This window comes from Rhodococcus sp. 05-2254-6 (assembly GCF_002258565.1).
GTDB lineage: Bacteria > Actinomycetota > Actinomycetes > Mycobacteriales > Mycobacteriaceae > Rhodococcoides.
Genome location: NZ_NOZF01000109.1, coordinates 1 through 17,263 on the forward strand (window position 1 = coordinate 1; position 17,263 = coordinate 17,263).

Here is a 17,263-nt window from a genome sequence, read left to right on the forward strand (position 1 = left end):
TCGCACTGTTCACCTGGGTTGCGATGTACGAGTCCGGAGTTCACCCCACCCTCGCGGGAGTGATGATCGCCTTGATTCTTCCGGTGTATCCGCCGCGCCACACCTCGAGCCGACGCAGCAGGAAGATCAGCCCCAGACCGACGAACGCCAGCACCAACGGCACCACATCGAGGTTGTCGGTGTAGAAGAAGGCGATGATCGCCAGCGCACCCACATCGTCCGCGACAGCGAGCGTGAGCAGGAAGATGCGTAACCGAGCGGCCTTCTTCGGGCCGAGGACGGCGAGTGCCCCGAGGAGGAACGCGGTGTCGGTGGAGATCACGACGCCCCATGCCTGGGCGGCAGGCCCGGACGGATTGAAGGCGAGAAACAGCAACGCGGGCGCGGCCAGACCGGCAATCGCCGCGACGATCGGTATCGCGGCACGGGATCGGTCGGTGAGCTCACCCATCGCGAACTCACGCTTGACCTCGAGCCCGACGACGAAGAAGAACAACGCCATGAGCCCGTCGTTGACCCAGTGGGCGAGGTCGAGGGAGATGCCGTGCTCGCCGACGGTGACGGAGAGTTCGGTGTGCCAGAACGACTGGTAGGTCTCGCCGAAGGGTGAGTTGGCCCAGATCAGCGCGATCAGTGTCGCTGCGAGCAGGAAGCCCGCCGCCAGGGTTTCGCTGTTCTTCTCGCCGCGGGCCCGCGAGATCCGTTCGGCGAAACGTGCCATGGGCCGATTCGTCGGCGTGATCTGATCTGCCATCTGCGGCCCGCATCCTCTCGAAGAGTGTTGTGAAGCAGTCTGTACCAACGTGTGGGTCCACGGTTTGCTTCCTTGCAGGTGACAGCCCGCAGAGTAACGTTATTGCGCTGTCGAACTCGCCGCACGGCGAGGGAGATGTGCACAACATATTCGATGAACGGCATTAGTCCGTCCAGAAACGGGAATACGAGCCCGACTCACCCCTGCCACGAAGGAACATCCATGCGTGATTTCATCTGCCGCAAATGCGGACAGAAGCTGTCGTTCGAGAACTCACTGTGTCTGAGCTGCTCGAGCGCACTCGGCTTCCATCTGCCGAGCAGAGCCCTGCTGGTGCTCCCCGACAAGGCCGACGACGGTGTGGCCGAGGCAGACGTGGACGGGGCGACGTGGAAGATGTGCGCCAACCTCAACACTGCGCGCTGCAACTGGCTCGTCGACACGGCCGACACCGATGATCTCTGCGTGTCCTGCCGACTGACCCGAACCCGGCCGGCCGACGACGACGTGGACGCGATGGCCGCCTATGCCGACGCCGAGACCAACAAGCGTCGCGTCGTGCTCGAACTGACCGAACTGGGGCTGCCCATCGTGGGCCGGGACGAGGACACCGCGACCGGCCTGGTGTTCGATCTGCTCTCCAGCGCAGAACAACAGGTCATGACCGGCCACGACAACGGCTTGATCACCCTCGACCTCGCCGAGGGAGACGACGTGCACCGCGAACAGTTGCGCGTCGCGATGTCCGAGCCGTATCGCACGCTCGTCGGGCACTTCCGGCACGAGATCGGCCACTACTACCAGATGGTGCTGGTCGGAGACGGTGAGCATCGCGCGGCCTTCGAGGAGCTGTTCGGGGATCCGGATTCGAGCTACCAGGACGCCCTCGACCGCCACTACAGCGAAGGTGCGCCCGAGGGCTGGGAGGACAACTACGTCTCGTCCTACGCCACCATGCACCCTGCCGAGGACTGGGCCGAGACGTTCGCGCACTACCTGCACATCCGCGACACCCTGGACACGGCCGCAGCGTTCGGTATGGCCCCGGCCGGTTCGACGCTGGAGAGCCCGTTGCCCGGTGACGTCGGCTTCGATCAGATCGTCGACTGGTGGCTGCCGCTGTCGTGGGCGCTGAACCAGATCAACCGATCGATGGGACACCAGGACCTCTACCCGTTCGTACTGCCGCCGACCGTCGTGAAGAAGATCGGGTTCGTGCACTCGCTGATCGCACCCAGCACACTCTGATGTTCCGCTAACGGTCGTTGAGCTTTGCCATCAGGGGCGTATCCTGTGTTGTCGGCACACCGCCGATGCCGGGATGCGCCCCTGCGCAGTAGCAGGGCTCGTGCAACAGCAGGACGAGGTGACGACCATCAGCGAGCAGACAATGGATTCGACGGGCACGCGCTCGCGGGTCAACGATTTCGAGCTGAGTCGACGGATGGCCGAGGTGGCCGAGAAGCTGCGGCGTCAGCATTCGGATCCGGATCGAGTTCTGGCCGTCATCACCGAGTCCGCGGTGGCCAACGTGCCGTCCGCAGAATTCGCGTCCATCACCACCGTGCTGCAGGGCAAGTTCGTACACAGCGCCGCTCTGTGTGGGGAGCCCGCCGGCCACTGCGACAAGATTCAGGAGCAGCTGGGCGAGGGACCGTGCCTCGAATCGGCGATCGAACAGACCACCATCAGGATCGACGACATGGACAGCGACACCCGCTGGCCGCTGTTCGCCGACGCGGCGTCTGCGCTCGGGGTCAAGAGCATGATCTGCTTCCAGCTCTACGTCGAGGGAGTCAACTTCGGCGCACTGAACCTGCATTCCACTCGTACCGACGCCTTCAGTGCCGAGGCCGAGTCGATCGGTTCGCTGTTCGCAGCGCACGCGGCCATCGCGTTCTCCACCGCACGCGAGGAGCAGCAGATTCGGGCCGCGTTGACCAGTCGAGACCTGATCGGTCAGGCCAAGGGCATGTTGATGGAGCGCTACAACCTGAACTCGCAGGCGGCATTCGCCTTGCTGGCCAAGCTGTCTCAGGACACCAACGTCAAACTCGCCGATCTCGCCGAACAGCTGGTCATCGACGCCGCGAAATCGACCGACTGAGCCCCGTCTCCTGGAGGTCGAGCGCAGTCAGCGCACATCGAGGCCGTCGGTGCTCGCGACCGACACCGCCGGACCGTCCGAGGCGACGAAGACCTCGATCCGAACGTCCTCGTCCAGATAGCGACTCAGTAGCGCCAAACCGGTTGTTGCGGCGATGATCTCGTGCACGCGATCACCCGAGATCGGATAGTCGTCCACGTCGTGACGCCAATGCGCTGCCACCAGAGTGCCCCCTGCTTCCAGGTGGTCGACGGCGCGCGTCATCGCCGATGCGAGATCCGCGGCGTCGAGGTAGTAGCCGACCTCGCTGACGACGATCAGATCGAACGTCTCCTCGGGTGTCGGCAATGCCGACCAATGGTCGGACAACGACCACAACGCGAATTCGACTGCGGCAGTCTCACCTACACGCGTGCGGGCCGAATCGAGGGCACTGTCCACCACATCGGTCGACACCACGTGATCGCACCGGGTCGCCAACTGTTCGGTGAGCACGCCGATGGAGCAACCGGGTTCGAGTGCTCGCCGATAGTGAGGCTTCGGCAATGAGGCCATGGTCAATGCGTACTTGCGTCGCTCGTACCATTTGCTGTCGAGCATGAACGGATCGTCTTTGGCCGCATAGACATTGCGGAAGTAGTCGGCACTCAGGCTGGTCGGAGAACCGGGGCTCGTCCGAGAATCCATGCTCATGCGAACACCACCTCGAACGGTCGCCGGTAGCGGGCCAATATGTGCGGGGGCAACACCGCTCGATCCGCGGGGTGATCGGACAGGGGCCGGATCTGAGAATCGAACTGCTCGATCGACGCGCGCTTGGCGTCGAGGGTATGCGCCGGGAGGTCGACACGGCGGCATCGTGTCCACGGAACTGCAGGATGGTTCGGAGTTGCCCAGTGCCACATCCAGATCGGGTACTCGACCACCGGTATCCCGACGGCATTCGCCGCAGTGAGACAGGCCCGCGCGGTCGCTTCGTGGTCGGGATGACCGTCTCCGCGCCAGGGCGTCAGGCACCAGGTGCCCGGGGTGGCGTCGAGCAACGGCATCAATGCATCGGCCACGGCACCCTCGTGCTGCTCGACGGCACCGTCGGCGATCTGCAACCGCGTCGGAGAGTGGTCGATTCCCAATTCCGCCAACGCGCGTTCGGATTCGACGGGGCGTCGTGCCCGCAGATCCTCCGCCGTCACAGTCGGGGAACCGGGGTGCGAGCCGTCACCGTCGGTCACCGCGACCACCCTCACGTCGACCCCTGCCGCGGCCGCCAACGACAGCAGGCCACCGACGCCGAGCACCTCGTCGTCCGGGTGCGGGGCGACGACGACCATCGTGACGACGTCCTTCCACTGCAGACCGGGGATGGACCAGTCGGCCGACATCCAATCCGATTCGGCGGTGCCGACATCGACTTCGGCGTCGAATGCGTTCTCTACCATGGGTTGTCCTCCTCGGCGATGTCCTGCCCGAGGGCTTCGAGATCGCGTTCGGCATGGCTCTGCCTCAGATAGACGGTGAGATCTGCGACGCGCCGCGCGTGCTCGGCATCGCTGCACAGCGGGCCGGCACCGAGAGCGCGGCCGACGCGGTCGATGCACTGGGTCGCCGCGTCCTCGACCACCGCCCGCACGATGCGGGCTCGGGTCCGGGCTCGACCGGAACGGTCGAACGGATCGGCGTCCACTTCGGCGGCCGCGGTGGTCAGGGCGCTCGACGCCGCACCGAGTGCCGCTGCGATGGCACCGAGATGTGCGGCACGGTGCGGGTCCGGCCTGGTGCGGACGGCGTCGTGCAGCGTGTCCGCCACCGCGCACGCGCTACCGAACCAGGCTGCCGACACCCCGATGGCACCGTGCCAGAAGCCAGGACGGGTGAGGTAATCGGTCGGTCCGCCGACCGCAACGGCCGGGACGCTGTCGAATGCAACCGAGCCGGAATCGCTTTCGCTCATCCCCACTGCATGCCACGTGTCGGGTACCGGGGTTGCGCCCGGATGCGTCAGATCGACGGCGAACAGCCGATGACTTCCCTCGACGCGCGCAGTGACCAGAGCGTTCGTGCACAGTGACGCACCCGAGCACCACGGTTTCGTTCCGGTGAGAACCCAGCCCGAATCCTCCAGCACCGCTTCGAGAATCGGCGCAGGCGGTTCCGCAGCCCACACTCCCCAGATCTGCCCGCGCTGCGGCGTCGGGCCGTCGAGTTCGTGCAGGATCGCGATAGCGTCGGTGTGCGCTTCGGACCACCGGCCCAGCACCGTGTTGTGACGGCTCAGGGCGGCGAGCGACTGCCAGCGCAGATCGGTGTATCCCGAGCCGGGCAGCGCGAGGTCGAGACGACCGTCCGCCTCGAACGCCAGGAACGCGTTGCGCAGACCGGTGTCGATGTCTGCGCGGTCGGTGGATTCGAGAAAATCGGTCTCGCTCATGCGGTGGCCTCCAGGGAACGTAGGAATCCGGCCATGCCGTCGGGCGCTCTGCCGCTGAGGCGACCCGACGTCGTGACAGGGATGTCGCACACTCGACGGCACTCGATGCCGCCGAGCTCGAGGCGTCGGACCAGATCGTGGTCCTCGCCGGTGGTCAAAGGTGCGAATCCTCCGACCGCGAAGTACTCGGTCGCTCGGACGCCGAGGTTGGCGCCGTGCACGTGTGGGTGGCCGATTTCGTGCCGGTAGTGCGCGTCGTACGACGATCGCAACCCGAGGTTCTCCTCGACGTGGCCCTCGAAATCGACCGCCACCGTCCCGGCTAGTGCCCGAGCGCCCTCGGCGGCATGCCGAAGATGGCCGAGCAGCCAGTCCTCACCCACCCGGGTGTCCGCATCGGTGGTGACGAGCCAAGTGGCGTCGAGCCGACTGCCGTCTCGCGGGCTGCTCGCGAATCCGGCGGCCCGGGCTGCTCCGACGTTGCGATGCGCCACCTCGATCGCCGACACCGACGGGTGACGTGCGGCGATGTGCGCCGAGTCGTCGGTGCACGCATCGAGTACGACGACCGTCGAGACGGACACCGAGGCCACGTCCATGACGCGGCGCTGCGCACGCGCCAAGGCGGTCAGGCAGGCGTCGAGCAGATCCTGCTCGTTGTGCGCGGGTACGACGACGACGATGTGACTGACTGGGGTACGGGGGAAAGCATCGGAGATCACGGTCCACCCTTCTCGGACACCGGACGAAGAAGAGTCCGTTTCGGAAACCGCCGGTGTCTGGACGGGATGTGCTTCCGACGCACATACCCGTTCTCTGGCTGCCGACACATGCGTCCTGGCCTGCAAAGACAGCGCTCGGGACCGGTTGCGGGAAGATACTCGTACTCGCGGTTTTTTTCGTCCGTTTCGGAGATATCCGATTAGCAAATGTCGAGGCGGTATGTGTTAATGGGCTTTGCTCACGCACAGCTCTGTCGGTGGGCATCGCGACGCAGCACGAAGGATGGTCGGGTTACATGGCATCACCGGTTCGCACACGCAGATTCGCCCGTATCGGCGCGATCGTTGCAGGTACAGCCCTTGCTGCGTCCGCCGCATTCGGTTCGGCACAGGCCGCGCCGTTGTGGCCGGGCGGCCCGGAGGTCTCCATCCCCGGAATGCCGGGGTCCTCGGATCCGGCTGCGCCCGCTCCCCAGCAGCAGATCGTCCCGCAGCTCGCGCCCGCGAACTTCGCCGATCCGAGCATCAGCCCCTCCGGCGGCGAGGTCGTCGGAGTCGCGCAGCCCATCGCCATCCGCTTCGACGAGGCAGTCGGTGATCGTGACGCCGCCCTGCGAGCGATTCGCGTCACGACGAACCCGTCCGTCGACGGCCACTTCTACTGGATCAACGACACCCAGGTCCGCTGGCTGCCCAACGAGTTCTACCCGGCGCACACCCAGGTGACCGTCGAGGCAGGCGGAGCGAAAGCCGAATTCTCCACCGGCGACTCCATCATCACCACGGCCGACGACAACACCAAGCAGATCACCGTCACCCGCAACGGCGAGGTCGTCCGCACCATGCCCACCTCGATGGGCAAGGTCGGACACGAAACCCCCAACGGCACCTACATCGTCGGCGAGCGGTTCCGCGACATGTACATGGACTCGTCCACGTACGGCGTCCCGATCGACTCCGAGGAGGGCTACCGCACGTACGTCGAGTACGCGACGCGCATCTCTTACAGCGGCATCTTCGTGCACGCCGCCCCGTGGTCGGAATCGCAGCAGGGCTACTCCAACGAATCGCACGGCTGCCTCAACGTCAGCACCGAAGACGGCAAGTGGTTCTTCGAGAACGTCCAGAAGGGCGACCCCGTCATCGTCGTCAACACCGACGGCGGAACCCTGAGCGGATCCGACGGTCTCGGAGACTGGAACCGCTAGTGCCTGCGGCAGTGGTGCGGTTGAGTGCCACAGCGGGCACATAACCGCACCACTACGCAGCAATTGGCCTGAGCGACAGGGGACGTTGGGGCTCAGTTCACCATTCGTTGGCCGGGGCTGAGCACAGTCCTCGCAGTGAGTGCAACAACCGAACGAGTGCTGCCCAGGGCACGCGAGAAGCGTTTCTTCTCGCGGCCGTGGACCGATTACGCACTGTTCCTGATTCTCGTGGGCCCCAACCTGGTTCTGTTGGGCGTGTTCACGTATCGGCCGCTGGTCGAGAATTTCCAGTTCTCGTTCTTCGACTGGAACCTGTCCTCGCCCACCTCCACGTTCGTCGGCTTCGACAACTACCGCGAGTGGGCCTCCCGCGAGGACACCTGGCAGATCGTCGGCAACACCGTCGTGTTCACTGTCGCTGCGGTGGTGGGCTCATTGGTTCTCGGCCTGGTGCTGGCGCTGCTGCTCGATCGAAAGCTCCGGGGCCGCAACTTCGTTCGATCCGCAGTCTTCGCCCCGTACGTCATCTCGGGTGCCGCGATCGGCATCGCGTTCCAATTCGTCTTCGACCCCAACTTCGGGCTGGTCCAGGATCTGATGCGACGCCTCGGCCTGGGCGCGGTTCCGGATTTCTATCAGGACCCGAAGTGGGCGATGGTCATGATCACGGTGACGTACCTGTGGAAGAACCTGGGCTACACCTTCGTCATCTACTTGGCGGCCCTGCAGGGCGTGCGCAAGGAATTGATGGAAGCGGCCGAGATCGATCAGGCGAGCCGCTGGACCACGTTCCGTAAAGTGCTTCTGCCGCAACTACGTCCGACGACGTTCTTCCTGTCGATCACGGTGCTGCTCAATTCGCTGCAGGTCTTCGACATCATCAACGTCATGACGCGCGGCGGTCCGCTGGGCACCGGCACCACCACGATGGTCTACCAGGTCTACGAGGAGACGTTCCGCAACTTCCGAGCCGGCTACGGTGCCACCGTCGCGACGATCCTGTTCCTCGTGCTGTTGATCGTCACGCTCGTGCAGGTACGAATCATGGATCGAGACGATCAGCGATGACTGTGACCGACAAGCCCGATACGGCGACGCCGGAGAAAGCGCCAGGACCGCGCGACCCGCAGCGTGCGCGTCGCAACGCGAACATCCTCGGGTACGCGGCCATGGTCGCCGTTCTGCTGATGATCGGGCTGCCACTGTTCTGGATCCTGATCACCTCCTTCAAGGATCGACCGGACATCTACGTGCAGCCGGTCACGTGGTGGCCCAGCGTGTTTCACCCGCAGAACTACGACGAGGCGACGACGGAGGTGCCGTTCTTCACGTACCTGCGCAACTCCATCATCATCACCACGGCCGTGTCGTCCATCAAGTTCGTCCTCGGGGTACTCAGCGCCTACGGTCTGGTGTTCCTGCGCTTCCCGGGCAAGAACATCGTCTTTCTCGTCATCATCGCCGCGCTCATGGTGCCCAATCAGATCACCGTCATCTCCAACTACTCGCTCATCTCCGAGTTGGGTTGGCGGAACTCGTTCCAGGGCATCATCATTCCGCTGGCCGGCGTCGCCTTCGGTACCTTCCTGATGCGCAATCACTTCCTGTCGTTGCCGCCGGAGATCATCGAAGCCGCGCGGATGGACGGTGCCGGGCCGGTACGGCTGATGTTCCGGGTGATCCTGCCGCTGTCGGGCCCGACCATGGTGGCCTTCGCCATCATCACGATCGTCACCGAATGGAACGAATACCTCTGGCCGTTCCTGATGTCCGACGACTCCTCGGTCGCACCGCTTCCGGTGGGATTGACGCTGCTCCAGAACAGCGAGGGCTACACCAACTGGGGCGCGGTGATGGCCGCGACGGTGCTGACCATTCTGCCGATCCTTCTCGTCTTTCTCGTCCTGCAACGCCACATGATCAAGGGCCTCACCTCCGGTGCGGTCAAGGGCTGATTCACCTCACTATCAGGAGTCGAACACCATGGCACACATCATCAATCGGCGTGGCTTCCTCACGCTCACCGGCGCAGCTGCGGCCGCCGCAGCCCTCGCGGCGTGCAGCGGTCCCGGATCGGGCGGGTCGGGCGGCGAGGCTGTCGAAGGCGATGCGAACACCATCAACTTCTGGTCGAACCACCCGGGCAAGTCCCAGGAGTTCGAGAGGGAACTGATCTCGCGCTTCCAGGCGGAGAACCCGGGCCTGACGGTCAATCTCATCGACGGTGGCAAGAACTACGAGGAGGTGTCGCAGAAGTTCAACGCGGCGCTCTCGGGCAACGATGTGCCCGACGTGGTCGTGCTCTCGGACGTCTGGTGGTTCAACTACGCGCTCACCGGTGCCATCGAGCCGCTCGACAAGCACTTCTCCGCAGCAGGCGTCGACCAGTCCGATTACGTGGATTCGCTGCTGGCCGACTACAACTGGAACGGTAACCACTGGGCCTTGCCGTACGCGCGTTCGACGCCGCTGTTCTACTACAACAAGGCCGTGTGGCAGCAGGCCGGACTGCCCGATCGTGGGCCGGCCACCTGGCAGGAGTTCGACGAGTGGGGCCCGCGCATCCAGGCCGTCGTCGGAGACGGCAAGCTCGCTCACGGTTGGGGCAACGCTGTCGACTACCTCGGATGGACGTTCGAGGGACCGATCTGGACGTTCGGCGGATCGTACTCCGATCAGTTCGAGCTGAAGTTCGACGACCCCAATACCATTGCGGCAGGCAAGTTCCTGCAGGACATGATCCACACGAAGAAGTACGCCGCGGTGTCCAACGACATCGCCAACGACTTCGCCGCGGGCATCCTGGCGTCCACCATCGCCTCGACGGGCGACCTCTCCACCATCAAGGCCGGTGCCGCGTTCGAGTTCGGTACCGCCTTCCTGCCGGCCACCGACGGCACTCCCGGCTGCCCCACCGGTGGAGCAGGCCTGGCCATTCCGGCGAAGATCTCGGAGGAGCGAAAGGTGAACGCGCTCAAGTTCATCGACTTCGTCACCAACGGTGCCAACACCGCATACTTCTCGCAGAACACCGGCTACATGCCGGTCCGCAAGTCTGCGCAGCAGGACCCGTCGGAGATCGCATTCCTCGAGGCGAACCCCAACGCCAAGACGGCCGTCGACCAATTGGCGCTGACTCGTTCGCAGGACTACGCCCGCGTGTTCGTCCCCGGTGGCGACAAGATCATCGGCAGCGGACTCGAGCAGATCGCGCTGCAGAACGCCGATGTCGCAACGACGTTCGCGTCCATCTCGGATCAGCTGCAGCAGATCATCGACCGCCAGATCACCCCGAAGCTGCCGAAGTAATGGCCGCCGTTCACTACGCCGGTGTCTCGCACCGGTACCCGGGTGCCGATTCGCTCGCTGTCGACAACCTCGAACTCGACATCGCGGACGGTGAATTCATCGTTCTCGTCGGACCTTCGGGCTGTGGGAAGTCGACGAGTCTGCGGATGCTCGCCGGTCTCGAGTCCGTCGAAAGCGGCCGTATCGACATCGGCGGAGTGGACGTAACCTCGCTGGCTCCGCGGGCCAGGGACGTTGCGATGGTGTTCCAGAACTACGCGCTGTACCCCAACATGACCGTCGGCGACAACATGGGATTCGCGCTGCGCAATGCCGGAATGAGCAAGTCCGACACCGCAGCACGAGTACTCGACGCGGCGAGGATGCTCGAGCTCGAGCCGTTGCTGGGTCGCAAGCCCGGCAAGCTCTCCGGCGGGCAGCGTCAGCGAGTGGCCATGGGGCGCGCGATCGTGCGTCAACCCAAGGTGTTCTGTATGGACGAACCGCTGTCCAACCTCGACGCCAAGCTGCGGGTGTCGACCAGAGCCCAGATCGCCGGTCTGCAAAGACGACTGGGCACCACTACGGTGTACGTCACCCACGATCAGGTCGAGGCCATGACGATGGGTGATCGCGTCGCGGTTCTGCTCGACGGGAAGCTGCAGCAGATCGCCGCTCCGCGGGAGCTCTACGACAACCCCGTCAACACGTTCGTCGCGGGATTCATCGGGTCACCCGGAATGAATCTGGTCGACGCTCCGGTGCGCGACGGCGCGGCCGTACTCGGCGAGTTGCGCATACCCGTCCCGTCCTTGGCGGGCGAGCGCGTCGTTGTCGGTATTCGGCCGGAGTCGTGGGATCTGGTGGGTGACGGTGGTGGGTTGCAGCTCACCGTCGAGCTGATCGAGGAGCTGGGTGCGGAGTCGTTCGTCTACGCCTCCGCGCCCAGCACCGACGGCGGTTGGTCGACAACCTCCGGCCGCATCGCGGTTCGCGTCGACCGCAAGTTGTCGATCGCCCTGGCCGAAACCATTCGACTGGTGCCCAAGCTGGACGAGTTGTTCTTCTTCGACTTCGTTACCGGCCTGCGGTTGTCGTAGCCGGTTCACCGAGGTCGATGGGCAGCGTGGCCCATCCGTGCAGGACTCGGGTGTTGCGACGGGTTCCTTCGCCTGCCGAGCACAGGTGAGGGAATCTGTCGAACAACGCCTTCAGGCCCACTTCGGATTCTGCCTTCGCGAGCGCTGCCCCGAGGCAGTAGTGGCGTCCACCCGAGAACGACAGGTGTTTACCGGCATTGGCGCGGGTGACGTCGAACCTGTCCGGGTCCTCGAACACCAGCGGATCCCGATTGGCACCGGCTAGCACCAGCACGACGAGCTTGCCCTCGTGCACCGTCACTCCCTCGACCTCGACGTCGCGCTTGGCCATCCGTGCGGTCAGCTGTACCGGTGATTCCATCCGCAACATTTCGTCGATGGCCGTCGGCCAGTGCGACGGGTCCTGCTGCAGTACGGCGAGCTGGTCGGGGTTGTCGAGCAGCAGTTGGATGCCGCTGCCGAGGAGGTTGACGGTGGTTTCGAAACCTGCGGCCAACACCAATCCCGCCGTGGCCCTGAGCTCCTCGTCGTTGAGGCCGACGCCCTCGTCCTTCGCGGCGATCAGCTGACTCATCAGATCGTCACCGGGATTGCGGCGCAGTTCTGCGATGTGTTGCGAGAGCCAGGCGTCGAATCCGATCAGGCCACGCTCGACCTGCTTGAACTGATCCCACGACAGGCCGATGTCGAGACTGGGTGCAGCCATCTCACCGAATTCGAGAACCCGCTGATTGTCCTCGACCGGTACACCGAGGATCCGCCCGATCACAGCAACCGGCAGGCGCGCGCAGTAGCGATCGACGATGTCGACCACCGGGGAGCCGTCGGACAGCTCGTCGAGGAGAGCATCGGCCGTTTCCTGCACCTGATCGCGCATCTTCTGCACTGCGCGGACGGTGAAGACCGAGGACACCAGCTTCCGGTACCTGGTGTGGTCCGGCGGCTCAACCGAGAGCAGTGAGGGCGGCAGAATCGGGTGCAGTGCCCCGGATCTGGTGTGCTCCTCGATCCACCGCAACGGCCCGGGAAGGGTCGCACCCAGCTGCGTGACGCGGAAGTCGTCCGAGCGCAGTAGGTCGAACGCCACCCGGTGATGCACGGTGATGTTGGAGATCCGAGTCTTCACCAGCGGTGCGGTGGCGCGCAGCTTCTCGTAGACCGGCGTCGGATTTGCCCGCGTCACCGGATCGGCCACCAGCATCGCCTGCGGATCGCCCGCGGCCGCTGCGCGTTTGGCCGCAAACCGAATCACCCCGTGAGCAGCCAGCCAGCGTGCGTATTCCCTCATCAGAAATTCCCTCCCCGATTGCCCTACCTGGAACTACCAGATCCTGACGCGCTTCCCCGGGTCCAAGTACAGCGCATCTCCGGGCTGTACGTCGAATGCTTCGTGAAAACTGTCGAGATTTCGCACGACGCCGTTGCAGCGGAACTCCGGCGGCGAGTGCGGATCGACGGCGAGTCGGCGGATCGCCTCGGCGTCGCGAGCCTTGGTCCGCCACACCTGCGACCAGCCGAAGAACACTCGCTGCAGGCCGGTCAAACCGTCGAGCACCGGTGCTTGTTTGCCTTCGAGCGAGATCTCGTACGCGGCGACGGCGATCGACAGACCACCGAGGTCGCCGATGTTCTCGCCGATGGTGAACTCGCCGTTTACCTTGTGGCCGGGCAGGGCCTTGGGCTCGAACTCGTTGTACTGCTCGATCAGGGCCGTGGTGCGCTTGCCGAATTCGGTGCGGTCGCTGTCGGTCCACCAGTCGACCATGTTGCCGTCACCGTCGTACTTGGCACCCTGATCGTCGAATCCGTGACCGATCTCGTGGCCGATCACCGCTCCGATACCGCCGTAGTTGGCCGCGTCGTCGGCCTCGGGGTCGAAGAACGGTGGCTGCAGAATGGCTGCGGGAAAGACGATCTCGTTCATACCGGGGTTGTAGTACGCGTTGACGGTCTGTGGCGTCATGAACCACTCGTCGCGGTCGACGGGTCCGCCGAGCTTGTCGAGGTCGCGCTGGTAGTCCGCGGTGTAGCCGCGGCGGTAGTTACCGAGCAGGTCGTCGGCGCTGATCTCGACGCCCGAGTAGTCACGCCACCGATCGGGGTAGCCGATCTTGGGGGTGAACTTGCCCAGCTTGTCCAACGCCTTCTGTCGAGTCTCCGGGCTCATCCATTCGAGCTCGGAGATGTTGCGGCGGTACGCCTCGGTGAGATTGTCGACCAGCACCTTCATTCGAGCCTTGGAGTCGGCCGGGAAGTGGCGTTCGACGTACAGCTTTCCGACGGCCTCACCGAGCACGTCCTGCACCAGGGAGACGCCGCGCTTCCAGCGCTCGCGGTTCTCCTCCGTTCCGGTCAGCGTCGTTCCGTAGAACGCGAAGTTCTCGTCGACGATCGCGCTCGTCAGAAACGGTGCCCGTGAATGCACGACGCGCCACGCCAGCCACGCCTTCCACGCTTCGATGTCCTCGGAATTCCACAGCGAGACGAAAGTGCTGAGGAACGGAGGCTGCCGAACCACGATCTCGGCGAACTGCTCGGTGGTTGCGCCGAGCCCGGAAATCCATGCAGCCCAATTGAACCCGGCACCGCTCTTGACCAGCGTGTCGAAATCGACGAGGTTGTAGCTCTTCTCGGCATCACGCCTGGCGACCACATCCCAGTGACCGGCGGCGATCTTCTGCTCGAGGTCGAACACCGTCTGCGCGTCGTACTCGATGCCGCTGAGCGCGAACATCTTCGAGATGTGCGCGATGTAGCTCGAGCGGATCTCGGCGTACTCGTCCTGGCGGTAGTACGACTCGTCGGGCAGACCGATTCCGGACTGGCTGAAGTGCACGAGGTAGCGATCGGACTGCTTGGCGTCGGTGTCGACGTAATGGCCGATGGCGCCGCCCACGCCCGTGCGCTGCAGGGAGCCGAGAACGCCTGCGAGGGTGACGAGGTCGGTGGCGTCGGAGATGGCGGTGAGCTCGTCGGCGATGGGAGTCACGCCGAGCTGCTCCGCGCGGTCGGCATCCATGAAGCTCGAGAACAGGTCGCCGATCTTCTGCGCATCGCTGCCCGCTGGCGGGTTCGCGTCGGCGGACTCTTCGATGATGGTCTGGACGTCGACCTCGGCACGGTCGTACAAGGTGCGGAATGCGCCGTCGACGGCGCGGTCGGCCGGGATGGCGTACTCCTCGAGCCATTTGCCGTTGACGTGCACGAACAGGTCGTCCTGCGCGCGTGTGTTCTCGTCCTGGTAGCTGAGATCGATGCCCGAGTTCACTACTGAAGTCATCCGTCCATCTTTACACTCTTGCGTCTGATTGAACGGATGTTTAGTATGCTGTACATGCGTACAGCATCGGAGGATCTCACCACCAAGGCTCGAATCCGCGACACCGCGATCGGCGTTTTCGGCTCGCAGGGTTTCACCGCGGGCGTGCGGTCCATCGCCACCGCGGCAGGTGTCTCTCCGGGGCTGCTCAATCACCACTTCGGGTCCAAGGACGGCCTGCGTACTGCGTGCGACGAGCACGTCCTGCGGGTGATCCGGGAGTCGAAGGCCGCGTCGTCCGCCCCCGCCGGAATGATGGAACAGCTCGCCCGAATCGACGAGTACGCCCCGCTCGTCGCCTACATCGTGCGGAGCTTCTCCGCAGGCGGCACATTGGCGCGAGAGTTGTTCGAGCACATGGTCGACGACGCCGTCCGCTACATCGACGACGGTGTTCGCGACGGCCGTTTCACACCCAGTCGAGACTCTGCGGCACGCGCCCGATTCCTGACGCGGCAGAACGTCGGCGGACTGCTGTTGTACGTGCAGATGGCCGGCCCCGACGTCGATTTCCGCGAGGCCCTGAGCGCGCTCGGTGACGAGATCATGCTTCCTGCACTCGAGCTCTACACCGACGGATTGTTCACCGACTCCCAGGCTTTGGACACCTATCTGGAGGCCACGTCATGACCGAAGCAATTTCCGTGGACGGCCTGGTGAAGACGTTCGGTTCGGTCCGGGCGCTCGACGGACTGGACCTGCACGTACCGACTGGTGAGGTGCACGGATTCCTGGGCCCCAACGGGGCAGGCAAATCCACGACCATTCGGGTTCTGCTCGGTCTCGTCCGCCCGACGTCGGGACAGGTGCGCTTGCTCGGCGGCGATCCGTGGGCCGACACGGTGGCGCTGCATCGACGTCTGGCCTACGTTCCCGGCGACGTGACCCTGTGGCCGTCGCTCACCGGCGGTGAGGTGATCGATCTGCTCGGCCGAATGCGCGGCGGTCTCGACCCCGCCCGCCGCGCCGAATTGCTCGAACGGTTCTCCCTCGACCCGGGCAAGCGCACCCGCACCTACTCCAAGGGCAATCGGCAGAAGGTCGCGCTGATTTCGGCCCTGGCTTCCGACGTCGAGTTGCTGATCCTCGACGAACCCACATCGGGACTCGATCCGCTGATGGAACAGCACTTCGGCGAATGCGTGAAAGATGCTGCCCGACGCGGAGTCACGGTGCTGTTGTCTTCGCACATCCTGTCCGAGGTGGATGCGCTGTGCAGTTCGGTGACCATCGTCAGAGAGGGGCGGACGGTCGATACCGGGACTCTGGCCTCGATGCGGCACCTGACCCGCACCACGATCACCGCGGTGCTCGACCGAGTGCCCGACGGTCTGGCGGCACTGCCCGGAGTGAGCGCGGTGAGCGTGGACCGTTCCTCCGTCACCTGCACCGTCGAGAACGACGCCCTCGCGGCGACGATGCACGTTCTGGCCGACGCGGGAGTGCGGAGCTTGGCCAGTTCCGCTCCGACGCTCGAGGAACTGTTCCTGAGGTACTACGCATGAATGCCCTGACCGGGACGGGGGCGTTGCTGCGGTTGTATCTGCGCCGCGATCGTGTGGTGGCACCGGTGTGGATCGTTCTGCTCGGCGCGCTGCCCTTGCTCTACGCGGTCAGCTTCGAGGGTCTGTATCCGACGGCGGCGGACCGTCAGGCCTTCTATCTCGGCACGCTGTCGGCACCGGCACAGGCGGCACTCGTCGGCCCGATCTTCGGCAGCGATCTCGGTGCCCTGGTGGCGTGGCGCTCGGGGCTGGTGTTGGCACTGGTTCCGCTGGCGGCGATCCTCACCGTGGTTCGGCACACCCGCGGTGAGGAGGATGCGGGTCGGACCGAGCTGATCGGGTCGACGGCCGTGGGACGGCACGCGGGTCTGGCGGCAGCGATGCTGGCGGCGGGCGGCGGGGTGGCGGCGACGGGCGCGTTGTCGTCGATCTCGCTGTGGGGATTCGGGCTCCCGCTAGCCGGGAGCGTCGCATACGGGGCGTCGGTCGCCGTGGTCGGACTCGTCTTCGTCGGTTGTGCGGCCGTGGCGGCACAGGTGGCGTCGGGGGCGCGAGCGGCTCGCGGTTACGCCCTCGGCGTGCTGGCCGTGGTGTTCGCAGCGCGTGCGATCGGCGACGCAGAATGCTGTGGCGGTCGTCAGTGACAGCATCATCGGCCACCACCGCTCGTCGGCGAACGGCCGTACCTGCGCCGACCAGCCGATCGGCGAGAACCACGAGAGGGTGCCCGAGCCTGCGTCGCCGATCGCACGCGCTGCGAACACCACGGCCAGCACGCCGAGGGCGTAACCGCGAGCCGCTCGCGCCCCCGACGCCACCTGTGCCGCCACGG

Annotated in this window: 16 protein-coding genes and 2 pseudogenes; 10 read left to right on the forward strand and 8 right to left on the reverse strand. The window is 65.0% G+C overall.

The window, feature by feature from the left end; genetic code table 11:
* Positions 1-91: 91 nt before the first annotated feature.
* Positions 92-754 (reverse strand): annotated as a pseudogene (locus CH256_RS13495) (Na+/H+ antiporter NhaA); the annotation flags it as partial.
* 222 nt (positions 755-976) lie between these two features.
* On the opposite strand from CH256_RS13495, the gene CH256_RS13500 reads away from it, so the two are divergent.
* Together CH256_RS13500 and CH256_RS13505 are read left to right on the forward strand one after the other, a co-directional pair.
* Positions 977-2,002, forward strand: a complete 1,026-nt coding sequence (locus CH256_RS13500) for a zinc-binding metallopeptidase family protein (protein ID WP_094669838.1) — start codon at positions 977-979, stop codon at positions 2,000-2,002.
* 118 nt (positions 2,003-2,120) lie between these two features.
* Positions 2,121-2,861 (forward strand): GAF and ANTAR domain-containing protein, encoded by a 741-nt coding sequence (locus CH256_RS13505; protein WP_176460351.1) that lies wholly within the window; start codon positions 2,121-2,123, stop codon positions 2,859-2,861.
* A gap of 27 nt (positions 2,862-2,888) precedes the next feature.
* Here CH256_RS13505 and CH256_RS13510 read toward each other — a convergent pair whose 3' ends face one another.
* The 4 genes from CH256_RS13510 to CH256_RS13525 are packed head-to-tail and all read right to left on the reverse strand — an operon-like array spanning position 2,889 to position 6,011.
* The gene (locus CH256_RS13510; protein WP_231893761.1) at positions 2,889-3,554 is read right to left on the reverse strand and encodes a class I SAM-dependent DNA methyltransferase; all 666 of its coding nucleotides are present in this window, start codon (positions 3,552-3,554) and stop codon (positions 2,889-2,891) included.
* Complete coding sequence (locus CH256_RS13515; RefSeq protein WP_094640575.1) at positions 3,551-4,300, reverse strand: PIG-L deacetylase family protein; 750 nt, start codon at positions 4,298-4,300, stop codon at positions 3,551-3,553. The genes CH256_RS13510 and CH256_RS13515 overlap by 4 nt, the downstream gene beginning before the upstream one ends.
* The gene (locus tag CH256_RS13520; RefSeq protein WP_094669839.1) at positions 4,294-5,289 is read right to left on the reverse strand and encodes an acyl-CoA dehydrogenase family protein; all 996 of its coding nucleotides are present in this window, start codon (positions 5,287-5,289) and stop codon (positions 4,294-4,296) included. Before CH256_RS13520 ends, CH256_RS13515 begins: the two co-directional genes overlap by 7 nt.
* Positions 5,286-6,011 carry a glycosyltransferase gene (locus tag CH256_RS13525; protein WP_094669840.1) on the reverse strand — a complete coding sequence of 242 codons (726 nt, stop codon included), beginning with the start codon at positions 6,009-6,011 and terminating at the stop codon, positions 5,286-5,288. The genes CH256_RS13520 and CH256_RS13525 overlap by 4 nt, the downstream gene beginning before the upstream one ends.
* 296 nt (positions 6,012-6,307) lie before the next feature.
* Between CH256_RS13525 and CH256_RS13530 the strand changes: the two genes are divergently transcribed.
* From CH256_RS13530 to CH256_RS13550, 5 genes are all read left to right on the forward strand, one after another.
* Positions 6,308-7,219 carry a L,D-transpeptidase gene (locus CH256_RS13530; protein ID WP_094669841.1) on the forward strand — a complete coding sequence of 304 codons (912 nt, stop codon included), beginning with the start codon at positions 6,308-6,310 and terminating at the stop codon, positions 7,217-7,219.
* A 135-nt stretch (positions 7,220-7,354) separates the two neighbouring features.
* On the forward strand, positions 7,355-8,287 hold the full coding sequence (locus tag CH256_RS13535) for a carbohydrate ABC transporter permease (protein WP_176460333.1): 933 nt from the start codon (positions 7,355-7,357) through the stop codon (positions 8,285-8,287).
* Positions 8,284-9,174, forward strand: a complete 891-nt coding sequence (locus CH256_RS13540; protein WP_094640579.1) for a carbohydrate ABC transporter permease — start codon at positions 8,284-8,286, stop codon at positions 9,172-9,174. The genes CH256_RS13535 and CH256_RS13540 overlap by 4 nt, the downstream gene beginning before the upstream one ends.
* 28 nt (positions 9,175-9,202) lie before the next feature.
* On the forward strand, positions 9,203-10,528 hold the full coding sequence (locus CH256_RS13545; protein WP_068048804.1) for an ABC transporter substrate-binding protein: 1,326 nt from the start codon (positions 9,203-9,205) through the stop codon (positions 10,526-10,528).
* On the forward strand, positions 10,528-11,607 hold the full coding sequence (locus tag CH256_RS13550) for an ABC transporter ATP-binding protein (protein WP_094669842.1): 1,080 nt from the start codon (positions 10,528-10,530) through the stop codon (positions 11,605-11,607). The genes CH256_RS13545 and CH256_RS13550 overlap by 1 nt, the downstream gene beginning before the upstream one ends.
* On the opposite strand, the gene CH256_RS13555 is transcribed toward CH256_RS13550, so the two are convergent.
* Both CH256_RS13555 and CH256_RS13560 read right to left on the reverse strand, forming a co-directional pair.
* On the reverse strand, positions 11,585-12,895 hold the full coding sequence (locus tag CH256_RS13555) for a cytochrome P450 (protein WP_094669843.1): 1,311 nt from the start codon (positions 12,893-12,895) through the stop codon (positions 11,585-11,587). The two genes, CH256_RS13550 and CH256_RS13555, sit on opposite strands and share 23 nt — an antisense overlap.
* A gap of 33 nt (positions 12,896-12,928) precedes the next feature.
* Positions 12,929-14,887 carry a M13 family metallopeptidase gene (locus CH256_RS13560; RefSeq protein WP_094669844.1) on the reverse strand — a complete coding sequence of 653 codons (1,959 nt, stop codon included), beginning with the start codon at positions 14,885-14,887 and terminating at the stop codon, positions 12,929-12,931.
* 45 nt (positions 14,888-14,932) lie between these two features.
* On the opposite strand from CH256_RS13560, the gene CH256_RS13565 reads away from it, so the two are divergent.
* The 3 genes from CH256_RS13565 to CH256_RS28870 are packed head-to-tail and all read left to right on the forward strand — an operon-like array spanning position 14,933 to position 17,075.
* Positions 14,933-15,556 (forward strand): TetR/AcrR family transcriptional regulator, encoded by a 624-nt coding sequence (locus CH256_RS13565; RefSeq protein WP_094669845.1) that lies wholly within the window; start codon positions 14,933-14,935, stop codon positions 15,554-15,556.
* On the forward strand, positions 15,553-16,431 hold the full coding sequence (locus CH256_RS13570) for an ABC transporter ATP-binding protein (RefSeq protein WP_094640583.1): 879 nt from the start codon (positions 15,553-15,555) through the stop codon (positions 16,429-16,431). Before CH256_RS13565 ends, CH256_RS13570 begins: the two co-directional genes overlap by 4 nt.
* On the forward strand, positions 16,428-17,075 hold the full coding sequence (locus CH256_RS28870; RefSeq protein WP_179272098.1) for a hypothetical protein: 648 nt from the start codon (positions 16,428-16,430) through the stop codon (positions 17,073-17,075). The genes CH256_RS13570 and CH256_RS28870 overlap by 4 nt, the downstream gene beginning before the upstream one ends.
* Here CH256_RS28870 and CH256_RS28590 read toward each other — a convergent pair.
* Positions 17,046-17,263 (reverse strand): annotated as a pseudogene (locus CH256_RS28590) (ABC transporter permease); the annotation flags it as partial. The gene CH256_RS28870 and the pseudogene CH256_RS28590 overlap by 30 nt on opposite strands.

Bases quoted from the DNA above. Each gene is read 5' to 3' on its own strand.
- CH256_RS13500 (WP_094669838.1), top strand. From the start codon at position 977: ATGCGTGATTTCATCTGCCGCAAATGCGGACAGAAGCTGTCGTTCGAG.
- CH256_RS13510 (WP_231893761.1), bottom strand. From the start codon at position 3,554: ATGAGCATGGATTCTCGGACGAGCCCCGGTTCTCCGACCAGCCTGAGT.
- CH256_RS13515 (WP_094640575.1), bottom strand. From the start codon at position 4,300: ATGGTAGAGAACGCATTCGACGCCGAAGTCGATGTCGGCACCGCCGAA.
- CH256_RS13520 (WP_094669839.1), bottom strand. From the start codon at position 5,289: ATGAGCGAGACCGATTTTCTCGAATCCACCGACCGCGCAGACATCGAC.
- CH256_RS13530 (WP_094669841.1), top strand. From the start codon at position 6,308: ATGGCATCACCGGTTCGCACACGCAGATTCGCCCGTATCGGCGCGATC.
- CH256_RS13540 (WP_094640579.1), top strand. From the start codon at position 8,284: ATGACTGTGACCGACAAGCCCGATACGGCGACGCCGGAGAAAGCGCCA.
- CH256_RS13545 (WP_068048804.1), top strand. From the start codon at position 9,203: ATGGCACACATCATCAATCGGCGTGGCTTCCTCACGCTCACCGGCGCA.
- CH256_RS13550 (WP_094669842.1), top strand. From the start codon at position 10,528: ATGGCCGCCGTTCACTACGCCGGTGTCTCGCACCGGTACCCGGGTGCC.
- CH256_RS13555 (WP_094669843.1), bottom strand. From the start codon at position 12,895: ATGAGGGAATACGCACGCTGGCTGGCTGCTCACGGGGTGATTCGGTTT.
- CH256_RS13560 (WP_094669844.1), bottom strand. From the start codon at position 14,887: ATGACTTCAGTAGTGAACTCGGGCATCGATCTCAGCTACCAGGACGAG.
- CH256_RS13565 (WP_094669845.1), top strand. From the start codon at position 14,933: ATGCTGTACATGCGTACAGCATCGGAGGATCTCACCACCAAGGCTCGA.
- CH256_RS13570 (WP_094640583.1), top strand. From the start codon at position 15,553: ATGACCGAAGCAATTTCCGTGGACGGCCTGGTGAAGACGTTCGGTTCG.
- CH256_RS28870 (WP_179272098.1), top strand. From the start codon at position 16,428: ATGAATGCCCTGACCGGGACGGGGGCGTTGCTGCGGTTGTATCTGCGC.